This is a genomic window from Paenibacillus sp. J2TS4 (assembly GCF_018403245.1).
In the GTDB taxonomy this organism is placed as follows: domain Bacteria; phylum Bacillota; class Bacilli; order Paenibacillales; family NBRC-103111; genus Paenibacillus_L.
Map to the genome: position 1 here is coordinate 310,459 of NZ_BOSH01000007.1, position 20,086 is coordinate 330,544.

The window sequence follows — 20,086 nt, forward strand, 5'->3', positions numbered from 1 at the left end:
TGTCCCGCGTAAACATTTTAAGTCCCATAAGGTCATAAAAAAAAGAAACTATCTTATGGACTCATTGTAGCGAATTTTCAACCGTTTTGCAACAACCCTGGCAGCCTCTCTTTTGAAAAGAAAGGGACCAAGCGGTCCCAGGATGGATGATCCATATTCTTTTTTCACCATAATACGAAACCGTCCCAACCCGTTACGTGTCTACTTCGAGCTGCACGCCTATTGTGGTATTGGAGTTTTAGTTGGCGGCGCATAGCCCTCCTGGTAAGCCTTATCGATTAGCTCGCGAATCTCTTTGTCTGACTGCCCCTTGGCTTTTAACTGAGCCGAAACTTCCACGATTTCAATGCAGACATTGCAGCGGGTTCCATGGTCGTCCCAGACGACAGAGCCATCTTCCGCGACTTCCTTAATAAAACAGTTTTTATTGCTCTTATGGCCAGCTACCTCGCCGCATCCGCAGTAGCAGGGCATCCAGTCGAGAAGGTCCGTATGAGCGGCAGCCGTTTGGTACGCGTGAACCACGATTTCATGCTGCCCGTCCAGAAAAGAAGGAAGCTGATCAGCAGACGCGGTTCTTTCTTGAATATCCCCGTTGGGAAGCCGGACCACTGCATCTTTATCCTGGTCATGGTTCCCCGCCTCTGTAGCGCCGCATGCAGATACGAATATCGCTGTGAGAAGCACTAACACCAGCATGGTCAACCATCGGGTACGGGCTAGTTTTGGACTCATCATGAAGTTAGCATCTCCTTACATAAAATCATTTCTTGATCCGGTGAGGCATCTCCGTTCATAAAACCATACCCATTATACAATGAGTAGTGTGGCAAATGCTATCTCTCGTCCGGCTCACTAAATTTCTAAAGGGTCCCTTCGTAACTGAATAATCTTTTATACAGGATTTGCTACTTGATTTTTTATTCGCGGTATCATATAATTACTTTTGCTTGTTTAAATTGATAGGTGTTATGCGCCCGTGGTCCAATGGATATGACGTAGGCCTCCGGAGCCTGAGATCGAGGTTCGATTCCTCGCGGGCGCGCCATTTTGCAAACAATAATCGATCGTTCCTTTTAGCTGGACGATTTTTTTTATTTCATTGTTTGACCTTTCTTGACCAATCGATAAATATTCTGTATGATGTATTTAGGCTCTTATTTTAGTCTACACTTTAAGGATTAACATTTTAGATGGTGATAAGGAGGATTAACGGCTATGAGCTTTATTCCTATGGTTGTCGAACCGGATGCAAGAGGAGAACGCGCTTATGATATTTACTCCCGTTTGCTGAAAGACCGGATCATCTTTTTGGGAACACCGATTAACGATGCCGTAGCCAATACGGTCATCGCGCAGCTCCTGTTCCTGGATGCTCAAGATTCCGATAAAGACATTCATGTGTATATTAACAGCCCCGGCGGTTCCATTACAGCCGGAATGGCGATTTATGACACGATGCAGTTTATTAAATCCGACGTCTCCACGATTTGTGTTGGATTGGCCGCGTCGATGGGGGCTTTCTTATTAGCGGCAGGGGAAAAGGGCAAGCGTTATGCGCTGCCTAACAGCGAAATTATGATTCACCAGCCTCTCGGCGGAGCCGAGGGTCAGGCGAGCGATATCGAGATCCGCGCCAAACGCATTATTAGAATGCGGGAGAAATTGAATCTCATCCTCGCGGATAGAACCGGACAGCCGCTGGACAAAATCGAGAAGGATACCGACCGCGACTACTTCATGTGGGCCGATCAGGCCGCGGAGTACGGGCTCATCGATAAAGTTATCAAATCTTTGTAAGATGATTATTATTTAAGGTGATTAAGCAGGGGCTCCCTCTTCTTAATCACCTTTTCTTTTATGATCGAAGCCATGCACCTTGCTTACTCCAAAGCTCCCATCGCAGTGGAATAAGAGTAAAAATGCTTTTATTCTGCTCCAAAAGCTTCAATTGCGATGTTGCGGTGTGACGATGAAATAAAGAGCTGCTGCTTAGAAATTAAAGTGCAAAAATACCTCTTAAATCCAACCTTTTCCCCAAAATGGGCATTCAAGTGCAAAAGTACTCTTTAATTTGGCGAAATCGACTAAATTTCTCAAAACGTAGAAAATAGAGCGCATTTTTACACCGTAATCGCAAAAATGACTGCAACAGTAGAATTGAGGTGCAGATTTGCACCACGATTTTGTTTTCTTGCCTAACCAAGAACACCGATTAACGAGCAGTTCCTTTCGCATCGTTTCCTTCCTATAGAGCTAGTTAGCGTCTTGTGGAGCTAGTTTGCACCATTTCTCCTTTGGGCTAGTTAGCGTCTTGTGGAGCTGGTTCACACCGTTTCTTCCTATGGAGCTAGTTAGCGTCTTGTGGAGCTGTGTTCACACCGTTTCTTCCCTTAAGCTAGTTAGCGTCTGTGGAGCTAGTTCGCACCATCTCTTCTTGCGGAGCTATTTAGCGTCTTGTCGAGCAAGACACATCGTCTCTTCCTCTGGAGCTCATTCTCATCGGCTCTTTCCCGCCAAGCACGGATTCCGGTTTTGAGCCAAGTTCTCAAAAAAGCACAAAAAAACCTTCTCCAACTCGCTCGGATTCGAGCCTTCCGTTGGAGAGGGTTTCATTGTATGTAAACCCATCTCACTTGCTTATTGATTTTCCAACTCTTCTTTGCTGACCAGCGCTACTAAAGCGTTTACAGCCTGTTCCGCGTCCGCGCCTTCCGCACTTATGTCTACTTCCGTACCGGAACTGATCGCCAAGCTCATAATTCCCATGATGCTTTTGGCGTTTACCCGTTTTTCGTCCTTTTCCACATAAATTTCAGAAGAGAATTTGTTGGCTTCCTGTACAAACAAAGCGGCGGGCCTTGCGTGTAAGCCTGTTTTCAATTTTACAACAACAGGTCGCTTTGTCATGAACCAATACCCCCTACCATTCTTAATAACAAACATCCCGAACTTATCCAATGAACAAGTTTTTAAAGTATTATATCATTTTTCCCACAACTACACTAGGTCAAAAGTCGGCTTTCTTATTTTCGCCCCTAATTTTTTCCGCCATCTCGTCAATTTTGCGAAGTCGGTGGTTAACTCCGGATTTGCTGACTTTCCCTTTTAACAAATCTCCGACCTCTTTTAAGTTGATGTCCGGATACTGGAGGCGAATTTCGGCTACTTCCCTAAGCTTGTCGGGCAAGTTAGCCAGGCCGATCTCTTTTTGCAGCAATTTGATATTCTCAATTTGTCTCACAGCAGCGCCAATCGTCTTGTTTAAATTAGCTGTTTCGCAGTTGACAATCCGGTTGACCGAATTGCGCATATCCTTCATGATTCTTACATTTTCGAATTTCAGCAAAGCTTGATGAGCTCCGATAAGACTTAGAAACTCGGTAATTTTCTCGCCCTCCTTAATGTAGAAGACGAAACCTTTTTTGCGTTCGATACACCGGGCATTGAGCATAAACTGGTTGGCCAGCGCTACTAGTGCTTTACAGTGCTCCTCATACATCGAAGCAATTTCCAAGTGATAAGAAGACCCTTCCGGATTGTTAACCGATCCTCCCGCAAGAAAAGCGCCTCTTAAATATGCTCTGCGGCAGCAATCGTTGCGAATGATGAGCTCGTCGATACCGGGCGTAAACTGAAAGCCTTCCGATACGATTTTGAGCTCAGCCAGTATTTCCTGGACTTGACTAGGAATTCGAACGATGTAGACATTGTTTTTCTTCAACCGCATTTTTTTGCGGACCAGCAGCTCGGTATGCACCTGGAATTTCTTCTTCATGAGGGAATAAATGCGACGGGCAATGGCGGCATTCTCTGTGGATATATCCAGAACGACTCGCTGATTCGTCAATTGGACCGCACCGTTCATCCGGATCAGTGCGGACAGCTCCGCTTGCTCACAGCACTCCTCGTCGCCTTGAATCAACGTCAATTCCTTCTTCGTCTCTGCCGCGAAAGACATTCCCCTCACCTCTTTTCCGACATTCCCCGCTGCACCAAATCATAGATATGGCGGCTTAATTTATCGGCATCATGCCGCAAATAGGTGCGGAACAGCACCAGGCGATCAGCTATGACGCGGCAGCCGCGTCCCGTGACCGATTCCACATCGAGGCGTACGATCTCGGCTCCTTCTTCCGCATATTTCTGCTGAACTTGCTGAGGAATACTGCCGTTATTGACGATGACGTAATCGAACAGATCATGTCCGATGTGATCGTAAATGGCCTGCAGGTGGTCATTTACCGAGTATTTATCCGTTTCCCCAGGCTGTGTCATCACGTTGCATACAAAAATTTTGACGGCGGAGGAGCGGACTATCGTTTCGGCAAGCTTAGGAACGAGCAAGTTCGGAAGAATGCTGGTGTACAAGCTTCCCGGCCCCATAAGGATGGCATCGGCTTCCTCAATCGCCTCCACCGCTTCGTCCAAAGGCTGAACATCCGCCGGCTCGATGGAAACCCGTTTGATCTTTTTCCCGGCTTGAGGAATTTTGGACTCGCCTTCAATGATCGTGCCGTCTTCCATTTCTGCTCTAAGAATAACGGAATGGTTGGAAGCGGGCAACACCCTGCCGCGAACGGCCAGCACTCGACTCAATTCCCGTACACCGGAAACAAAATCTCCCGTAATCTCCTTCATTGCCGCTAGAATTAGGTTGCCCAAGCTGTGCCCGGCTAATCCGCTCCCGCTGTTGAAACGGTGCTGAAGCATTTGCGACAGCATCGGTTCTACGTCGGCGAGTGCAGTCAGAACGTTGCGAATATCTCCCGGCGGAGGAATCTGCATCTCGTCGCGAAGGATGCCTGAGCTTCCCCCGTCATCCGCAACGGTGACGATGGCCGTAATATCCAAAGGCTTATGCTTCAACCCGCGAAGCATAACCGACAGGCCGGTTCCGCCTCCGATGACGACGATTTTGGGACGTCCTGCTTTTTCCCCGTCTTCCACAGGGTAGATCGTCTCCTTCTTCATCGGCGGTCCCGCTCGGAATCCCGGTGGGAGACCCGGACTTTTTCGGTTTCACTGGAGCCGAGAGTTTTGCCCAGATACTCGCTGATCGCCACGGAACGATGCTTGCCGCCGGTACAGCCAATTCCGATAACGATATTGCGCTTGCCTTCTTTCTTATACTGCGGAATAAGAAAGTTCAACATGTCCAGCAGCTTCGTGAGGAATTCCTGCGTCTCTCCCCACTTCATCACATAATCGAACACATCCGGATGCTGCCCGGTATTAGGACGGAGCTGCTCGATATAGTGCGGGTTAGGAAGAAAGCGGACGTCAAAGATCAAATCCGCATCGATAGGCACCCCGTATTTAAAACCGAAGGAGATCACATCTACATTCATGATGTCCTCATCGGAATGAATGAAGCGGGAGACGATCTGCTCCTTCAGTTGGGCAGGCTTCAGACTGGTCGTATCGATCACCTGTGTGGCCATCCCTTTAAGCTCCTCCAGCAGCCTTCTTTCCTGCTGGATTCCGCTCAGCGGAGACCCGTCCTTAGCCAGCGGGTGCCTTCTCCGGCTTTCCTTATACCTTTGAACCAGAACCAAATCGGTCGCATCCAAAAACAAAATTTCATAGGATATCGTGTAGTTTTCCTTAATATAGCGAAGGGATTCAAATAAGGCAGTAAAAAATTCACGTCCCCGGAGATCGATGACGAGGGCGACTTTCCCGATTTTGCCGTTAGATTGATCAATAAGCTCGGCAAATTTAGGAATGAGTACAGGCGGTAAATTATCGACGCAGAAAAATCCTAAATCCTCCAGACTTTGTACGGCTATCGTCTTGCCCGCCCCGGACATCCCCGTAATGATGACCAATTTGGCCAATTCATTCCTTTCTTCCATTGCGTCCTCTCCTTCCCGGTACTATATATATACAGTTATGAAGAGTATAAGAGTCCAGATTTCTTCGTCAGCTAATCCAAATCCGTCCATTCTATAGATGCGATAATAAGAAAACTTCCATCATATGATGTCTGGCACGAGCAGACGCGTTTATTACAGTTTCTATGGCTGAGCTTGCCGAACCAGTCCTGCGGCTCCTACCATTCCGGCATCATTGCCCAGCATCGCTGGCACAATATCGACGCCCTCCCGTCCTGGGGCCGGTGTATACCGGTTAAAAATTTCACGAATCGGCTCGAACAGAATATCCCCTGCTCTGGACACGCCGCCCCCGAGGATAAACCGCTGGGGATTGACTACGACAGCCAGCATCGCCATAGAACGGCCAATATAATATGCGGCCCGGTTAACGATCCGCACAGCCACCTCGTCGCCGGTTTTAGCGGCCGTGAACACATCCTTGGCCGTAATTTCCTCCATCAGCTGCAGAGAGGTTTTATCCCCGCGCTCCACCGCGTCCTTGGCCATCCGAACGATGCCGGTAGCCGACGATACGGTCTCGAGACAACCGGTTTGGCCGCAGCCGCACACGATCGCTTCCAGATCGGGAACCACCTGCATATGCCCTAGCTCGCCTCCCATGGATGAGAACCCTTGGTGGATTTGGCCATCAATGATAATACCGCCTCCGACGCCTGTTCCGAGAGTATAGCAGACCAGATTGGAGATTCCGGCACCCGCTCCGCCCCATGCTTCTCCCAGAGCGGCTACGTTAGCGTCATTATTAAGGATGACTCGTTTACCAAGCCGCTCTTCGAGAATTTGTACCAACGGGATATTGCGAAAGGGCGTGATATTGGGAGATTCCAAGACGATCCCGTTCGGAATATCGAGGAAACCGGCGATACCCGCTCCGACTCCTTCAATTTGGTCCATAGATAGAGAAGCATCCGAGACCAGCTTGCGAACATATTCCTCTATTCTGGATAGAATAACGTCCGCCCCTTCTTCCGTTCCGGTAGGTCCTTCATAGGAATGAAGAAGCTTACCTGTTTCGTCACAGACTCCAACCTTAATGTTGGTGCCTCCCAAATCGATGCCGACATAAAGATTTCCCGACATTTCCATGTCACCTCTCCATTATTTGACTGCTCCTGCCGCCATAGCAGTTCTAACCCGCTTTACAAATCAGAGCCACCGCGGCAGGACCGCCTAATCGATGATGTTCAATGGAGAAGAAAGGATAAGTTGGTGGCAACTCATCCTTTCTTCCCTTGTCCGCGATATTCCAGACCGTTCCGGAACCTTCGCCATCATTCACTTAAGCTTTTGCTCCAGTCATGAACCATGCTGCCTTCCAGAAACTTCTCGCAATCCAGCGCCGCCATACAGCCGCTGCCTGCCGCCGTAATAGCCTGACGGTATTTATTGTCCTGAACGTCTCCGCAGGCAAATACTCCGGGAATATTCGTTTCGGAAGTCCCCGGCTTAACCTGGATGTAGCCTACTTCATCCGTATCGATCTGCCCCCCGAGAAAAGAGGTGTTGGGCGTATGCCCGATGGCGACAAAGATACCGTCGGCTTCAATAATCTCTTCCGCCCCGGTTTCGTTATTTTTCACCTTTAAGCCGGTGACACCCTTATCGCCGGTGATTACCTCCAGCGGAGTCCGGTCAAGGCTCCACGATATTTTCTCGTTATCGCGAGCGCGGTCCTGCATAATTTTGGAGGCTCTTAATTCTTGACGACGATGAACCAGGTTCACCTCTGAAGCAAAGCGAGTCAAGAAATTAGCTTCCTCCATAGCCGAATCCCCACCGCCGACAACGATGATTTTCTTGCCGCGGAAGAAGAAACCGTCACAGGTCGCACAAGTGCTGACTCCCCGCCCAATGCTTTCCTTCTCGTTAGCGATGCCGAGAAGCTTGGCGGAAGCCCCTGTCGAAATAATGACCGTTTCGGACTCCAGCTCGCCGATCCCTTCCACGCTCATCTTGAACGGGCGTTTGCTCAAGTCGATGCTGTTGACCCAGCCGGTTTTGAATTCAGCGCCAAACCGTTCGGCCTGCTTACGCATGTTATCCATCAGTTCCGGGCCCATAATGCCGTCGGGAAACCCGGGGAAGTTTTCAACATCGGTCGTCGTCGTCAGTTGGCCTCCCGGCTCCGGGCCTTCAATGACCAAAGGGTTCAAATTAGCGCGGGCCAAGTAGATAGCCGCCGTCAATCCGGCCGGACCGGTTCCGATTACAATAGACTTATACATCTTCCATCCTCCTTACCTGGTTAGCCAATTAGAATGAGACCAGACTCGGCTGCCGAACCGCAAGGATCGGCAGAAGGTCCGGTGCTACTGTTCTTCTTGCTTCATATAATTGGAAAATTTAGGGAAAATCGCTTCCATCTTTTGCTTGAGCCCGCAGGTTTCATCAATGGATTTAACATGCTTGCAGACCGTCGTCACCGATATGTTATATCTATGGGACACTTCCTCATAAGATATGGCGCGCCGATGCATCTTGGCCGTCAAATATTCCAACGCTGCGGCCCAGCCTTCCGCTTTATGAATCCCTGGAACGGAAGGATACGCTCGAGATAAGTATTCCACCCAAAGGGTTTCCATATCATATTGTTCAATCATGTCGTATCTTTTTTGCATATGCTTGAGCGCAAGCTCCAGCACCAACTGCCATTTCGGCTCCCAGATTGGAAGATCCGGAGAGACCGGCGTCGCGGGCAGCGTAACCGTTGTCCCCGCCAAGGCCGCTTGCAGCGGCTCCGTCACCCCCATGCTGCGAAGAGCGAATAAGGCGACTCTTTTCAAATAATCGTCTTCCTCCGGCTCCATAAGGAAATGGCGCAGCGCTTCCTCCACTTCCGCATCCGCAATAATCCCGAAAGCTTGGATGACTTGAAGCTTGGCTTCCACATCCCCGTGTCTCAACGCCCAAAAGAAAGACGAACGGATCAAAGGATCGCGCTTAATGGATTCGGGCACGGCATCCTTCGTTTTGGTAATCATCCGGAACTGTTCCTCGAACGGAAGATGGTAATGGTAGCTGAAATAGGGCTTGCCCGACTGGCCGGGCTCTCCCAGGTCCTCATCCAGCTGACTCAGGTAAAACCGGGGAATGTCCGATTTCGGGTCCAGCTTCTCCGCATGCTGCCAATATTTGCGCGCATCCTTCAAGCGTCCGATATTATAAGCGGCTACCGCCGTATAATGATACAAGCAGGGGTCGTCCCCTACTTCCCCGCTCTTGAGCAATCTCCTGAATAACACATAGGCGGTTTCATGCTCGCCCAAGATCCCCATCGTGGTGGCCAGCTTAAATACATGGTCATCATGAAAAGGATAGGTTTTCCTGAGCAGGGACAGCAGCTTCTCCAGCTCCTGCTCGGCGCCGAAATGCTGATAGAAAATGGCGAGATTACTTAAAGCGTGCAGGTTGCCGGGATCCATCTCCAGCACCTGTACGATGGTCTCCATCGCTTTATCAAACTGGCCCATGTAATAATAAGCCAGCGCCAGATTGTTGCGCGCCGCCAGAAAATCGGGGTACTTCTTGATGAGACGATTCAACACGCGAACCGCTTCCCCAAAGCGTCCTTCCTCCAGCAGGCTGCGAGCCTTATCATGCTCAAACAGGCTTTCCCGGCTCTTGATGAAGGTCAATGGAGTCGGCCGTTCCAATTCATAGCTGAGCAGCTCAATCATCTCTTCAGCCTCTTCCAGGTATTGGCCGCTTGGGTCTTTTTCCAAATATTGAATAATCGCTTTCTCAGCGTTTTCAAAATCTTCCATATTGGCGTAATTGTTCGCCATATAGAAATAACATTCCGTCATAGACGGATCTACTTCATCTATAATTTGCCTCAAAATCAGATTAGAATCCGAATACAGGCCCATCTCTGACAGAATCCCTGCCAAATTACAATGATTGACCGGGTTCTCGGGCTCATAATCAACGGCTTTGCGGAAATATTTAAGAGCCTTGTCATAATGGAGTCGATCCAATGATCGGACAGCCCTCTCGAAAAAGAAGGTGGCATCCATTTTGAGTGAGATGACTTTAGGCTTTGGCTGGTCTGCCACACGTAATTTCCTTCCCATAGGCAAGGCACCTCCGTCATCTGATCAGCGGCGAACCGCATCCATCAGGTTATCAAACAAAGTATATCACAGTTAGCCCGGAATACCTACCGTTTACCTTTAGCGGAGTGTTTCTACCCCGCTCTAACACTTCTGATTCAGTTGACTACATGGAATCATAAGGAGGAACAGCCCCGAACAGCCCATGTTCTGGCTTCACTAATGGTGCCTGCAATCAAACTCCGCCGTATTTGAACAAAGAGCTGATAGAGCCTCCTTCTCGAATAATCCGGATGGCATTAGACAGCAGGGGAGATACGGAGATGACCTTAAAACGATCCGATCTCTCCTCCGGAATAGCTATCGAGTCGGTAATCACGACCTCCTTAATGCTTGGGTGATCCAGTCGTTGAAGCGCCGGTCCCGAGAATACCGGATGGGTCGCACAGACGTATACATCTTTGGCGCCGCGCTCCTTCAAGCCTTCCACCACATTAATGATCGTCGTTCCGGTATCGATCAAGTCCTCGATAATGATCGGCGTCTTGCCTTCCACATCCCCAATGACGTGAGTAATCACGGACTCGTTATGCTCCGGGCGCTTCTTGATCATAATGGCAAACGGCGCTGCCAGAATATTGGCCAAATTCTCCGCCGTCGTCGCTCTTCCAGCGTCCGGGGAAACAATGATGGGGTCGGGAATGTTTTTCTTCTTAATATAATCGCTGATCAAATCCAAAGCGGTCAAATGATCGACATTAATATTGAAGAAGCCTTGAATAGCCGGGGAATGCAGATCGATCGTGATGACCCGGTCCGCTCCGGCGGTTGTGAGAACATCGGCAACCATTTTGGCGGAAATCGGTTCGCGCGGTGCGGATTTCCTCTCCTGCCGGGAATATCCGTAATAGGGAAGAACCAGGTTAATGGTTTTCGCGGAAGCCCGTTTGGCTGCGTCAATCATAACCAGGAGCTCAACAAAATGCTCGTTGATCGGATGTGAGAACGTTTGGACCAAAAACACATCACAGTTGCGAATCGACTCTTCATACAGACAATAATGCTCCCCGCTTTTAAAACGGGAAAGCTTCACCCTTCCGAGAGGCTGACCCAGGTCTTGACTGATTAATTCGGCTAACTTCGGATTGGATGAACCGGCAAATACTTTGAAATGATTGCTGTGCATGATACCCTCCCGATACTTTGTAACCCACCTGCGCTACAATAAAAGGTCAATAGTATTATTATAACGTGCCCAATGGCAAATTCAAAAGTCACACGGCCTGAATCCCTGGACATTTTAGTGAACATTTTGTTCACATTTGGCGTGAACGCCAACAAAGCGGCCGGGCTCCGGAAAGACTTTTGTTCGTCTGTCCGGGTCCGAAGCCGCAAACCAACTTATTTAAAATTTCCCGCCGGTTTCTGGATATGCCTTCGGTTCAATTCCGACAGCACGTCGTCCAATGGAAGCTTGCGGTCTCTTAACAGCACGAGGAGGTGGAAGATCAAATCGCTGGATTCATAACGAAGCTCTTCATTGTCCTCATTTTTGGCCGCGATGATCACTTCCGCCGTTTCTTCGCCGACCTTCTTCAGTATTTTGTCCACACCCTGCTCGAAAAGATACGTCGTATAAGCGCCTTCCGGGCGCTCGGCATCCCTCTCGGCGACGATCGATTCCAGCTTGCCCAGAATGGCGAACCGATCCGCTTCTGAAGAAGTCCCCAAGGGTTCTGCCTGAGGCAGAGCGACTTCGTTATGGAAGCAGGTATACCGGCCGGTATGGCAGGCGGGACCTTGAGGAATGACCTTCAGCAATAACGTATCCGCATCACAGTCGTACTGTATGGACTGCACGTGCTGCACATTGCCGGAAGTAGCTCCCTTATGCCACAGCTCGCCGCGGGAGCGGCTCCAGAACCAGGCTTTCCCGGTTTCGCCTGTTTTATCCAGCGCTTCTTTATTCATATAAGCCATCATCAGTACATCCTTGCTGATCGCATCCTGAACGATGGCCGGGACCAGTCCCCGATCATCCCAGCGAATGACCTCCCTGACCTGACCCAAATCTTTGCCAGGGCCGGGCTCATTATGTTCTAAATCCGCAGATTGCAGGTTTGCATTCGACTCTGTCAACGAATCTCCACCCCTTTTTGCTTCAGGACGTCCTTGACGCCTTGAACCGTTAATTCTTTATAGTGAAAAACAGTAGCGGCCAGGCCAGCATCCGCTTTTCCTTCGGTGAATACCTCATAGAAGTGCTCAGCCGTGCCCGCTCCCCCCGAAGCGATAACCGGGATACCGACATGCTCGGATATCGCACGAGTCAACTTCAGATCAAAACCGTCCTTCGTCCCGTCCGCATCCATACTGGTCAATAACAGCTCACCGGCTCCAAGCTCCTCCGCCTGTTTGGCCCAATCCAGAGCCCGGATGCCGGTTTCGCTGCGTCCTCCATGCGTATAGACTTCCCAATCTCCCCAAGCTTCGTTATACTTGGCGTCGATCGCTACGACGATGCATTGGGAGCCAAACTTGCGGGCTCCTTCCGAAATCAGCTCGGGATTCCGGATGGCCGCCGTATTCATCCCGATTTTATCGGCGCCGGCTCTCAGCAGCCGCTTCATATCTTCGACGCTGGAGATTCCTCCTCCTACCGTTAGAGGAATGGATATTTGGGCGGCGGTTTGCCGGACCACCTCGACCATCGTCGCCCGTCCTTCCACCGATGCGGAAATGTCCAGGAAAACAAGCTCATCCACCTTTTCCTTGTCATAGAAAGCGGCCAACTCGACCGGATCTCCCGCATCCCGCAAATTCACAAAATTGACGCCCTTCACTACCCGTCCATCCTTAACATCGAGACACGCAATGATTCGTTTCGCCACCATGGCTCTCCCTCCTGGTTTCAAAATTTACTGCCTTGCCGCCAGCCCGGTAAGGCAAGTCATGCGCGAGCGGCCTTCCCGCCCAATTTAGCATGCGCACTTCGGAACAAGCTTGAACTGCCATGGGCCATAATTGTCTGAATTGCCCAAAACCGCCCAGACATGGTCAATGCATTGCACATCGCATCAAAGACAATCTAAAATACATGTCTTTTTGCGAAAATTCGACAAATCTCAAAAAGACGAGCAAAAATGCATGTCAATCGCCGCAAAACTTCGAAACTCAGCGTAACAGCTAAATTCACCTGCAGTTTTGTAGGTCTTTTACTGATATTAGCTAGATTCCTCCAAAAGACCTGTATTATTGCAGGTTCTGGCCTTTTAGGACGCTTACAGCATCCCGTTCCCCCAGCTAACGGCACATTTTCAAATAATTGTCCAGCAGCCGCATGCCTACGGCTCCGCTTTTTTCCGGATGGAACTGCATCCCGTATACGTTGTTTTCATTTACGATGGCCGTCACTTGGCCGTAATAATCGGTGGAGGCCAATAAATTGGACTCCTTCTCCAGCATAACATGATACGAATGGACAAAATAGACATGCCCCTCTTCCATCCCGGCAAAAAGCGGGCTTTCCTGGTGAAAGCTCAGCCGGTTCCAGCCCATATGCGGCACCTTGAAATCCCCTTTAAAACGAACCGCCCGACCGGGGAGCAGGCCGAGCCCGAAATGCTCGCCATGCTCCTCACTCGCGGTAAACAACAGCTGCATGCCCAGGCAGATGCCAAGCAGAGGCTTGCCTGAACGGGCGTAATCCAGGACGGCTTCTGACAGCCCGCTAGAGCGGAGCTCCCGCATCGCATCGCCAAATGCGCCTACTCCCGGCAAAATCGCCCCGTCCGCCAGCGACAGTCTCTCAGCGTCCGAAATAACCTCCGCCTCGTATCCTAATCGCTCCACCGCTTTGCTGACGCTGTGCAGGTTGCCCATTCCGTAATCGATGATCGCGATCAAGGCTTACAGCACCCCTTTCGTCGAAGGGACGCCTTTCACCCGTGGATCGATAGTTGTCGCTTCATCCAGCGCTCTCCCCAGCGCCTTGAAGATGGCTTCAATCATATGGTGCGTGTTCTGTCCGTAATGGACGATAACATGGAGGGTAATCCGCGCTTCGAGAGCGAACTTCCACAGAAATTCATGAACGAGCTCGGTGGTGAAGCTGCCTACCTTCGCAGACGGATACTCCGCTTTGTAGACCAGGTGAGGACGGTTGCTCACGTCAATCGCCACCTGGGCGAGCGCTTCATCCATCGGCAGGAATACGTTCGCGTACCTTTTGATCCCCACTTTATCACCCAGCGCCTCGCGCAGCGCCCGGCCGAGACAGATCCCGATATCTTCGACGGTATGATGATCGTCGATTTCGACATCGCCCCGACCGTTAACCTTCAGATCAAAATGACCGTGCTTCGTAAACAAATCCAGCATATGGTTCATAAAAGGAACATCCGTCTCAATCTCAGATACTCCCGTACCGTCCACCTGAAAAGACAGCTCGATGTCGGTTTCTCCTGTTTTCCGCTGAATCGCGGCCTGACGCTGACGCGACGCCTGCACGTTATTATCGGACATCTCCGTTTTCCTCCTTTTCCAACCGAACCTCGATGGCCCGGGCGTGCCCTTGCAGCCCTTCGTGCTCTGCGAGGGTTATGATTTTGCGGCCGTTCTCCAGCAGCGCTTGTCTGCTGTAATAGATCACGCTCGATTTCTTCAGGAAATCATCTACATTAAGCGGCGAAGAAAATCTGGCCGTTCCGTTCGTCGGCAGAATATGGTTAGGCCCGGCGAAGTAATCGCCGACCGACTCCGAGCTGTACGGTCCGAGGAAGATCGCCCCCGCATTCTCGATAGCCCCGAGATAGCGGAACGGCTCCTCGACCATCAGCTCGAGATGCTCTGGCGCCAACCGGTTCACAACCTCGATGCCTTCCTCGAGGCTGTCCACCGTCAGGATGGCGCCGTAGTCCCGCAGCGATTGCTCCGCTATCGCTTTGCGGGGCAACTCCTCGAGCTGGCGCGACACCTCTCGGCGGACTTGCTCCGCAAGCTCCGCCGAAGGCGTCACCAGCACGGCGGAGGCCATCTCGTCGTGCTCCGCCTGGGACAGCAGATCCGCCGCCACATAGGCGGGATCGGCGGTGCTGTCGGCCAGCACGACAATCTCGCTCGGCCCGGCGATGCTGTCGATGTCTACCGCGCCAAACACATACCGTTTGGCGAGGGCGACATAGATGTTGCCGGGGCCGACAATTTTGTCCACCGAGGGGATCGTCTCGGTGCCGTATGCCAGCGCGGCGACCGCCTGGGCTCCGCCAACGCCGTAAATTTCCGTGATGCCGACCTCGGCGGCGGCCACCAGCACGTACGGATGGATTCCCGGCTGTCCGGCCGTAGCGGGCGGAGTCACCATGGCAATCTCCTGCACGCCGGCGACCAGAGCGGGAATCGCGTTCATCATCACGGATGAGGGATACGCCGCCTTGCCGCCCGGCACGTAGAGACCCACTCTCTTAAGCGGACGGATTCGCTGGCCCAACAGGCTGCCGTCCGGCTGCGGGTCCATCCAGGAATTCCGTTTTTGCTTCTCGTGAAACGCCCGGATATTAGCGGCGGCTTCGCGGAGCGCTTCGAGAAACGAGGCGTCCACCTGCTCATAGGCTGCCCGAATTTCGCTTTCGTCCAGCCGCAGCTTCTCGATCTTGATCCGGTCATGGCGCTCGGTATAATCGAACAGAGCCCGGTCTCCTTCCGCCCGGACCCGCTCAATGATTTCCTTCACCGCCCGGTTCTGCTCAGGGCTTCCGTATTCCTCTTCTCTTTGGATCGAGAAAGATTGGGCCGGTAAGATCCGCATCGTGACATCCTCCTTATCATTCTATTGTTCCTGGATAACCGCCTGCAGGCGGTCACACAGCTCTTGAATTCGTTCACTCTTCATCCGATAGCTGACCCGGTTGGCAATAAGCCGGCTGGTTACGGCGAACATCGGCTCCATCTCGACCAGACCATTCTCCTTCAAGGTCCGTCCGGTCTCGACCATGTCGACAATCCGGTCGGCCAGACCGATCAGAGGAGCCAGTTCGATCGAGCCGTTCAGCTTAATCACTTCAACCTGCTGACCGCGCTCGCGAAAATACTGCGAAGCGACATTAGGATATTTGGTAGCTACCCTGGGATTCGTCTCCGGCTTCCAATCCGGCAGGCCGATGACCGACATTCGGCACTGGGCAATTTGCAAATCGAGCAGCTCGTAAACATCCCGGTTTTCCTCCATCAGCACATCCTTGCCCACGATTCCGATATCTGCTGCGCCATACTCGACGTAGGTCGCCACATCGACCGGCTTGGCCATAATAAATTCCATTCGAGCCTCCGGTACGGTAATAATCAGCTTGCGCGATTCTTCCAGATCGTCCGGAATGGAGAAGCCCGCTTGTTGAAGCAGCCGTACCGCCGGTTGATTGATTCGCCCTTTAGGCATAGCTACTTTAAGAAATTCCCGCATTCGCCTCTCCCCCTTTATCCGAAATAATTCATTTCATCATATACTTTGCCCATATAACGGTACAAGCCGTCCGCATCCGGCGTACGTGCTTCGTCGTTCCATTCCCCGTCCACGCGGCGAGTCTCCACCTGCACTCCGCTTTCTTCCCTAAGCTGGGCGGCACAGTTAAACGCTGCTTTGCGTCCATTAGCGGTATAAGCGACCAATACACGGCGGAGGCGATCGACGGAAAGCTTCGAGACCGCTTCAAGAATCCGATCCGTCTTAAGCGCGAAGCCGGTGGCCGGTGCCGGACGTCCGAACATGGCAAGCAAATTATCGTAGCGTCCTCCACTGCAGACCGGGAAGCCGAGATCCGCGGAATATCCTTCAAAGGTCATGCCCGTATAATAGGAAAAATCACCGATCATCGTCAAATCGATTAACACATAGCCGCTTACACCATAGACTTCCAGCACATCCCAAATTTCGCATAAATGCTGAATCGATTGCTGAGCCAATGGATCCTCCGTCACGGAACGGGCTTGCTCACAAATCTCTTCCCCGCCTCGCAGCCGCAATATTCCTTCCAGCTCACGCCGCGTCTCGTCAACCAAATCCAGCTTCTGAAGCTGCTGCCGGTAACCGACATGGTCACGCTTCAGCAAGCATCTCTTGAGTTCCTCCTGCTCCTCTATGCGCCCCGGCAGCGTTTCATTGAACAGGCCATTCAGATAGCCTACGTGGCCAAGAGATATCTTAAACGATTGCAAGCCCGCTGCTTGAAGCGTAGCAATCGCCAGAGCAATCACTTCGGCGTCCACTTCGGGAGACCCGTCGCCGACCAGTTCCACCCCGGTCTGGAAAAATTCCGACTCCCTCCCGGCCTCCTGCTCGAAGGCCCGGAACACATTGGAATGATAGGATAAACGTAAAGGAAACGGCTCATCCTTAAGCAAGGAACCGACTACCCTCGCGATAGGTGCGGTCAATTCGGAACGGAGCACCAACGTCCGGCCGTTCTGATCCAGCAGCTTGAACAGCTTTTTATCCATAGTAGAACTGGCTGTACCGACCGTGTCGTAAAATTCAAGAGTCGGCGTAATGATTTGACTGTATCCCCACTTCTCCATACATTCCAGAACACGGGCTTCGATCCTTCGCAGCTTGGAAACCGTTTCCGGTAAATAATCCTTAACTCCGGTCGGTTTTTCAAACACTTTGGGCTTAGACATGAGCTCCCCTCCTTATTACAAATAAATTTATCTATCGCACAGCTTCTCGCTGTGGATAATAAAACATACTTCAATGAGAAAAAGCTTCCCTTCCGTTCCGAAGGAAAGTGCCTCCGAGCTACAAAGCTTCAAGCCTTTTGTATGAAACGGTCAAAGGCAAGCTTCGCTTTAGCGTGCTACCATACTACTAAATTAAAGGAATTAATCGTTACTATATCATGAGATGCCTACTCCGTCAATGTTTAAACGCCTCAATGATTAAATGCCTTAACAAAGATTTTTATCATTCAGGCCATGAATATCAGGGCTCTTCCCTCGTCTCTTCGTATCGTTCCCGGATGACCTGCAGCGGATTCCCGGCTACAAAGCTATAGGGAGCCACATCCTTGTGCACGACGGACCCAGCCCCGACAATGGCATGATCTCCGATGGTCACCCCGGGCAAAATTGTCGTATTCGCTCCGATCATCACATTGGAACCAATCCGCACTTCCCCCAGACGATATTCATGAATCAAATATTCGTGAGCCAGAATCGTGCTGTTGTAGCCGATTATGGAATTATTGCCCACATGAATCTTTTCCGGAAAAAAAACATCCACCATCACCATAAGAGCAAACGAGGTATGTTCTCCCACCTTCATGCCCAGCACTCGGCGATAGATCCAATTTTTCATACGTAAAGAAGGCAAGTACCGTGAAATTTGAATGAATACAAAATTCCGGACCGCCTTCCACTTGCTAACCGTACTATAGATTTGCCATAAAGCGTTGGGGCCTTCCGTCGGGTACCTCTTTACTTTTCTCAAGACCGATCCCTCTTTGCCGCAAGATCCAGCAGCTCTCTAATATCGTTAAGCATATAATCCGGGTTGAATTGACTCAGAAACTCCCTTCCCTTGATCGACCAGGCCACACCCGCTGCGCGAATTCCGGCATTCTGCGCGGCCATAATATCGTACTGGCTATCCCCCACCATTAATGTGCTCTGGGGGTCAGCGCCCAATTCGCGCATCGCCAGCAGAATTCCTTCCGGATCCGGCTTAGCGGCCTTTACGTCATTCAGCGCTACTACAACCTGCATGTAGGGATCGAGGTCGAATAATTCGAGCCCTTTATAAGCTGTATCTTTCATTTTTGTCGTCACTACACCCATCCGGATCCCATCTTCATAGAGTTGGGCGATTACTTCCTTGACATAGGGAAATTCCGTCGTCAAATCATCATGCCGGGTCACATTATAATGCCGATACTTCTCGACCAAATCATCCACCTGATCCAAACCGCTGAACCGTTTAATTTGATCCACAAGCGGCTCGCCAAAGTAAGGAATCATCTGTTCCCGAGTCATTGCCTCCTTGGTCCTTCCCTCCAGCGCATGGATGAAAGAAGCCATAATCAATTCATTGGTATTGATAATCGTTCCGTCCAAATCAAATAGGATCGTTTTAATCATGGTTGGTTGCTCCTTGTCAGGATTCCTCTATAGTGCTGTTATTGTTCATTCCCTGGCAATAAGAGCCTGTCCAGGCGGACAAGCTCTTAAGCAGCGGGCTCTTGCTTGGTGGAAACGATAGGGTCCGAATATTTGGTCTCGGCGAGCCCCTTTTTCCGTCGATAAAAGATCCAAACAAACCCGCCGATAATCAATAAAATCGCCAGCAATTGAGATATTCTCACGTTGCCGTATGCCATCGCACCAGGTTCAAACAGGAGATACATGGGCGACCATAGAATATCAACCAGTGACACAAGCCAGGCAGGACCATCGAATGCCAGACTGTCCGTACGGATGCCCTCGATAAAAAACCGTCCTAACGAATACCACATCAAGTAAGAAATAAATAATTCCCCGGCTCTCATAAACGGCCGGCGCCGCAGCCAGAACAGCAACAGCAGCCCTAGTAAATTCCACAGAGACTCATATAAGAAGGTAGGATGATAATAAACCCCATCAATATTCATCTGGTTAACGATAAAGTTAGGAAGGTGAAGAGTATTTCTTAGAAACTCTTCATCAACTGGGCCTCCATGTGCCTCCTGATTCATAAAATTTCCCCACCGGCCAATCATTTGCCCGGCAATCAGACTGGGGGCGCAAATATCCGCTAACCGCCAGAAATTATATCCTTTCGCTCTAAAATAGAAGAAGGCTCCTATAACCGCACCAATAAGGGCGCCGTATATGGCGATTCCACCTTCCCATATTTTAAAAATATCGACCCAATTGTCTTTATAATCGTCCCACTTAAAAATAACATAGTAAGCTCGCGCTCCGACAATAGCTGACGGTACGCCGATAAGCAGTAAGTCTAGAAAGAAATCGGGGTGTATCTTGAAACGTTTCCCTTCCTGGACCGCCAATAAGAGCCCTATAAGCGCCGCCGTTCCAAGGATAATCCCGTACCAATTGACCGTGATCGGTCCTAAGGAAAAAGCTACGGGATTCAATTTTAACAACATG

General features: G+C 50.7%; 21 protein-coding genes and 1 tRNA gene. 2 read left to right on the plus strand and 20 right to left on the minus strand.

Annotated features, from left to right (window positions below; genetic code table 11):
- Nucleotides 1-219: 219 nt before the first annotated feature.
- Entirely contained in the window at nt 220-738 is a 519-nt protein-coding gene (locus tag KJS69_RS17050) for a PCYCGC domain-containing protein (protein ID WP_249730572.1), read from the minus strand.
- A gap of 235 nt (nt 739-973) precedes the next feature.
- On the opposite strand from KJS69_RS17050, the gene KJS69_RS17055 reads away from it, so the two are divergent.
- Together KJS69_RS17055 and clpP are read left to right on the plus strand one after the other, a co-directional pair.
- Nucleotides 974-1,048, plus strand: a tRNA-Arg gene (locus KJS69_RS17055).
- A gap of 170 nt (nt 1,049-1,218) precedes the next feature.
- Nucleotides 1,219-1,800, plus strand: coding sequence for an ATP-dependent Clp endopeptidase proteolytic subunit ClpP (clpP, locus tag KJS69_RS17060; protein WP_213584975.1), 582 nt, complete (start codon nt 1,219-1,221; stop codon nt 1,798-1,800).
- A gap of 840 nt (nt 1,801-2,640) precedes the next feature.
- Here clpP and KJS69_RS17065 read toward each other — a convergent pair.
- The 19 genes from KJS69_RS17065 to lgt all read right to left on the minus strand — a co-directional run bounded on the left by KJS69_RS17065 (nt 2,641) and on the right by lgt (nt 20,085).
- On the minus strand, nt 2,641-2,910 hold the full coding sequence (locus KJS69_RS17065; RefSeq protein ID WP_213584976.1) for an HPr family phosphocarrier protein: 270 nt from the start codon (nt 2,908-2,910) through the stop codon (nt 2,641-2,643).
- Nucleotides 2,911-3,010: 100 nt separating this feature from the next.
- Nucleotides 3,011-3,961, minus strand: coding sequence for a DNA-binding protein WhiA (gene whiA, locus KJS69_RS17070; RefSeq protein ID WP_213584977.1), 951 nt, complete (start codon nt 3,959-3,961; stop codon nt 3,011-3,013).
- 5 nt (nt 3,962-3,966) lie between these two features.
- Complete coding sequence (locus tag KJS69_RS17075; protein ID WP_213584978.1) at nt 3,967-4,974, minus strand: gluconeogenesis factor YvcK family protein; 1,008 nt, start codon at nt 4,972-4,974, stop codon at nt 3,967-3,969.
- The gene (gene rapZ, locus KJS69_RS17080; protein WP_213584979.1) at nt 4,971-5,858 is read right to left on the minus strand and encodes an RNase adapter RapZ; all 888 of its coding nucleotides are present in this window, start codon (nt 5,856-5,858) and stop codon (nt 4,971-4,973) included. The genes KJS69_RS17075 and rapZ overlap by 4 nt, the downstream gene beginning before the upstream one ends.
- Before the next feature lie 162 nt (nt 5,859-6,020).
- On the minus strand, nt 6,021-6,980 hold the full coding sequence (locus KJS69_RS17085; RefSeq protein WP_213585030.1) for an ROK family glucokinase: 960 nt from the start codon (nt 6,978-6,980) through the stop codon (nt 6,021-6,023).
- A 49-nt stretch (nt 6,981-7,029) separates the two neighbouring features.
- The gene (locus KJS69_RS17090; RefSeq protein WP_213584980.1) at nt 7,030-7,179 is read right to left on the minus strand and encodes a hypothetical protein; all 150 of its coding nucleotides are present in this window, start codon (nt 7,177-7,179) and stop codon (nt 7,030-7,032) included.
- A complete protein-coding gene (gene trxB / locus KJS69_RS17095) occupies nt 7,172-8,125 on the minus strand; it encodes a thioredoxin-disulfide reductase (protein WP_213584981.1) in 954 nt (317 codons plus the stop codon). The genes KJS69_RS17090 and trxB overlap by 8 nt, the downstream gene beginning before the upstream one ends.
- A gap of 84 nt (nt 8,126-8,209) precedes the next feature.
- Nucleotides 8,210-9,973 carry a tetratricopeptide repeat protein gene (locus KJS69_RS17100; RefSeq protein WP_213584982.1) on the minus strand — a complete coding sequence of 588 codons (1,764 nt, stop codon included), beginning with the start codon at nt 9,971-9,973 and terminating at the stop codon, nt 8,210-8,212.
- A 214-nt stretch (nt 9,974-10,187) separates the two neighbouring features.
- Nucleotides 10,188-11,138, minus strand: coding sequence for a ribose-phosphate diphosphokinase (locus tag KJS69_RS17105; RefSeq protein WP_213584983.1), 951 nt, complete (start codon nt 11,136-11,138; stop codon nt 10,188-10,190).
- A gap of 215 nt (nt 11,139-11,353) precedes the next feature.
- Nucleotides 11,354-12,022, minus strand: a complete 669-nt coding sequence (gene hisIE, locus KJS69_RS17110) for a bifunctional phosphoribosyl-AMP cyclohydrolase/phosphoribosyl-ATP diphosphatase HisIE (protein WP_213585031.1) — start codon at nt 12,020-12,022, stop codon at nt 11,354-11,356.
- Between the two features lie 65 nt (nt 12,023-12,087).
- Nucleotides 12,088-12,846, minus strand: a complete 759-nt coding sequence (gene hisF / locus KJS69_RS17115; RefSeq protein WP_213584984.1) for an imidazole glycerol phosphate synthase subunit HisF — start codon at nt 12,844-12,846, stop codon at nt 12,088-12,090.
- Between the two features lie 409 nt (nt 12,847-13,255).
- Nucleotides 13,256-13,858 carry an imidazole glycerol phosphate synthase subunit HisH gene (hisH, locus tag KJS69_RS17120; RefSeq protein WP_213584985.1) on the minus strand — a complete coding sequence of 201 codons (603 nt, stop codon included), beginning with the start codon at nt 13,856-13,858 and terminating at the stop codon, nt 13,256-13,258.
- Between the two features lie 3 nt (nt 13,859-13,861).
- Nucleotides 13,862-14,476, minus strand: a complete 615-nt coding sequence (gene hisB / locus KJS69_RS17125) for an imidazoleglycerol-phosphate dehydratase HisB (protein ID WP_213584986.1) — start codon at nt 14,474-14,476, stop codon at nt 13,862-13,864.
- On the minus strand, nt 14,466-15,758 hold the full coding sequence (gene hisD, locus KJS69_RS17130; protein ID WP_213584987.1) for a histidinol dehydrogenase: 1,293 nt from the start codon (nt 15,756-15,758) through the stop codon (nt 14,466-14,468). Before hisD ends, hisB begins: the two co-directional genes overlap by 11 nt.
- 21 nt (nt 15,759-15,779) lie before the next feature.
- Entirely contained in the window at nt 15,780-16,409 is a 630-nt protein-coding gene (hisG, locus tag KJS69_RS17135; protein WP_213584988.1) for an ATP phosphoribosyltransferase, read from the minus strand.
- Between the two features lie 14 nt (nt 16,410-16,423).
- Nucleotides 16,424-17,623: an ATP phosphoribosyltransferase regulatory subunit gene (locus KJS69_RS17140; protein ID WP_213584989.1), complete on the minus strand. Its 1,200-nt coding sequence runs from the start codon at nt 17,621-17,623 to the stop codon at nt 16,424-16,426.
- A gap of 301 nt (nt 17,624-17,924) precedes the next feature.
- The gene (locus tag KJS69_RS17145; protein ID WP_213584990.1) at nt 17,925-18,431 is read right to left on the minus strand and encodes an acyltransferase; all 507 of its coding nucleotides are present in this window, start codon (nt 18,429-18,431) and stop codon (nt 17,925-17,927) included.
- Nucleotides 18,428-19,078 carry a pyrophosphatase PpaX gene (ppaX, locus tag KJS69_RS17150; protein ID WP_213584991.1) on the minus strand — a complete coding sequence of 217 codons (651 nt, stop codon included), beginning with the start codon at nt 19,076-19,078 and terminating at the stop codon, nt 18,428-18,430. Before ppaX ends, KJS69_RS17145 begins: the two co-directional genes overlap by 4 nt.
- An 86-nt stretch (nt 19,079-19,164) precedes the next feature.
- Nucleotides 19,165-20,085, minus strand: a complete 921-nt coding sequence (gene lgt / locus KJS69_RS17155; RefSeq protein WP_213584992.1) for a prolipoprotein diacylglyceryl transferase — start codon at nt 20,083-20,085, stop codon at nt 19,165-19,167.
- Between the last annotated feature and the right edge of the window lies 1 nt (nt 20,086).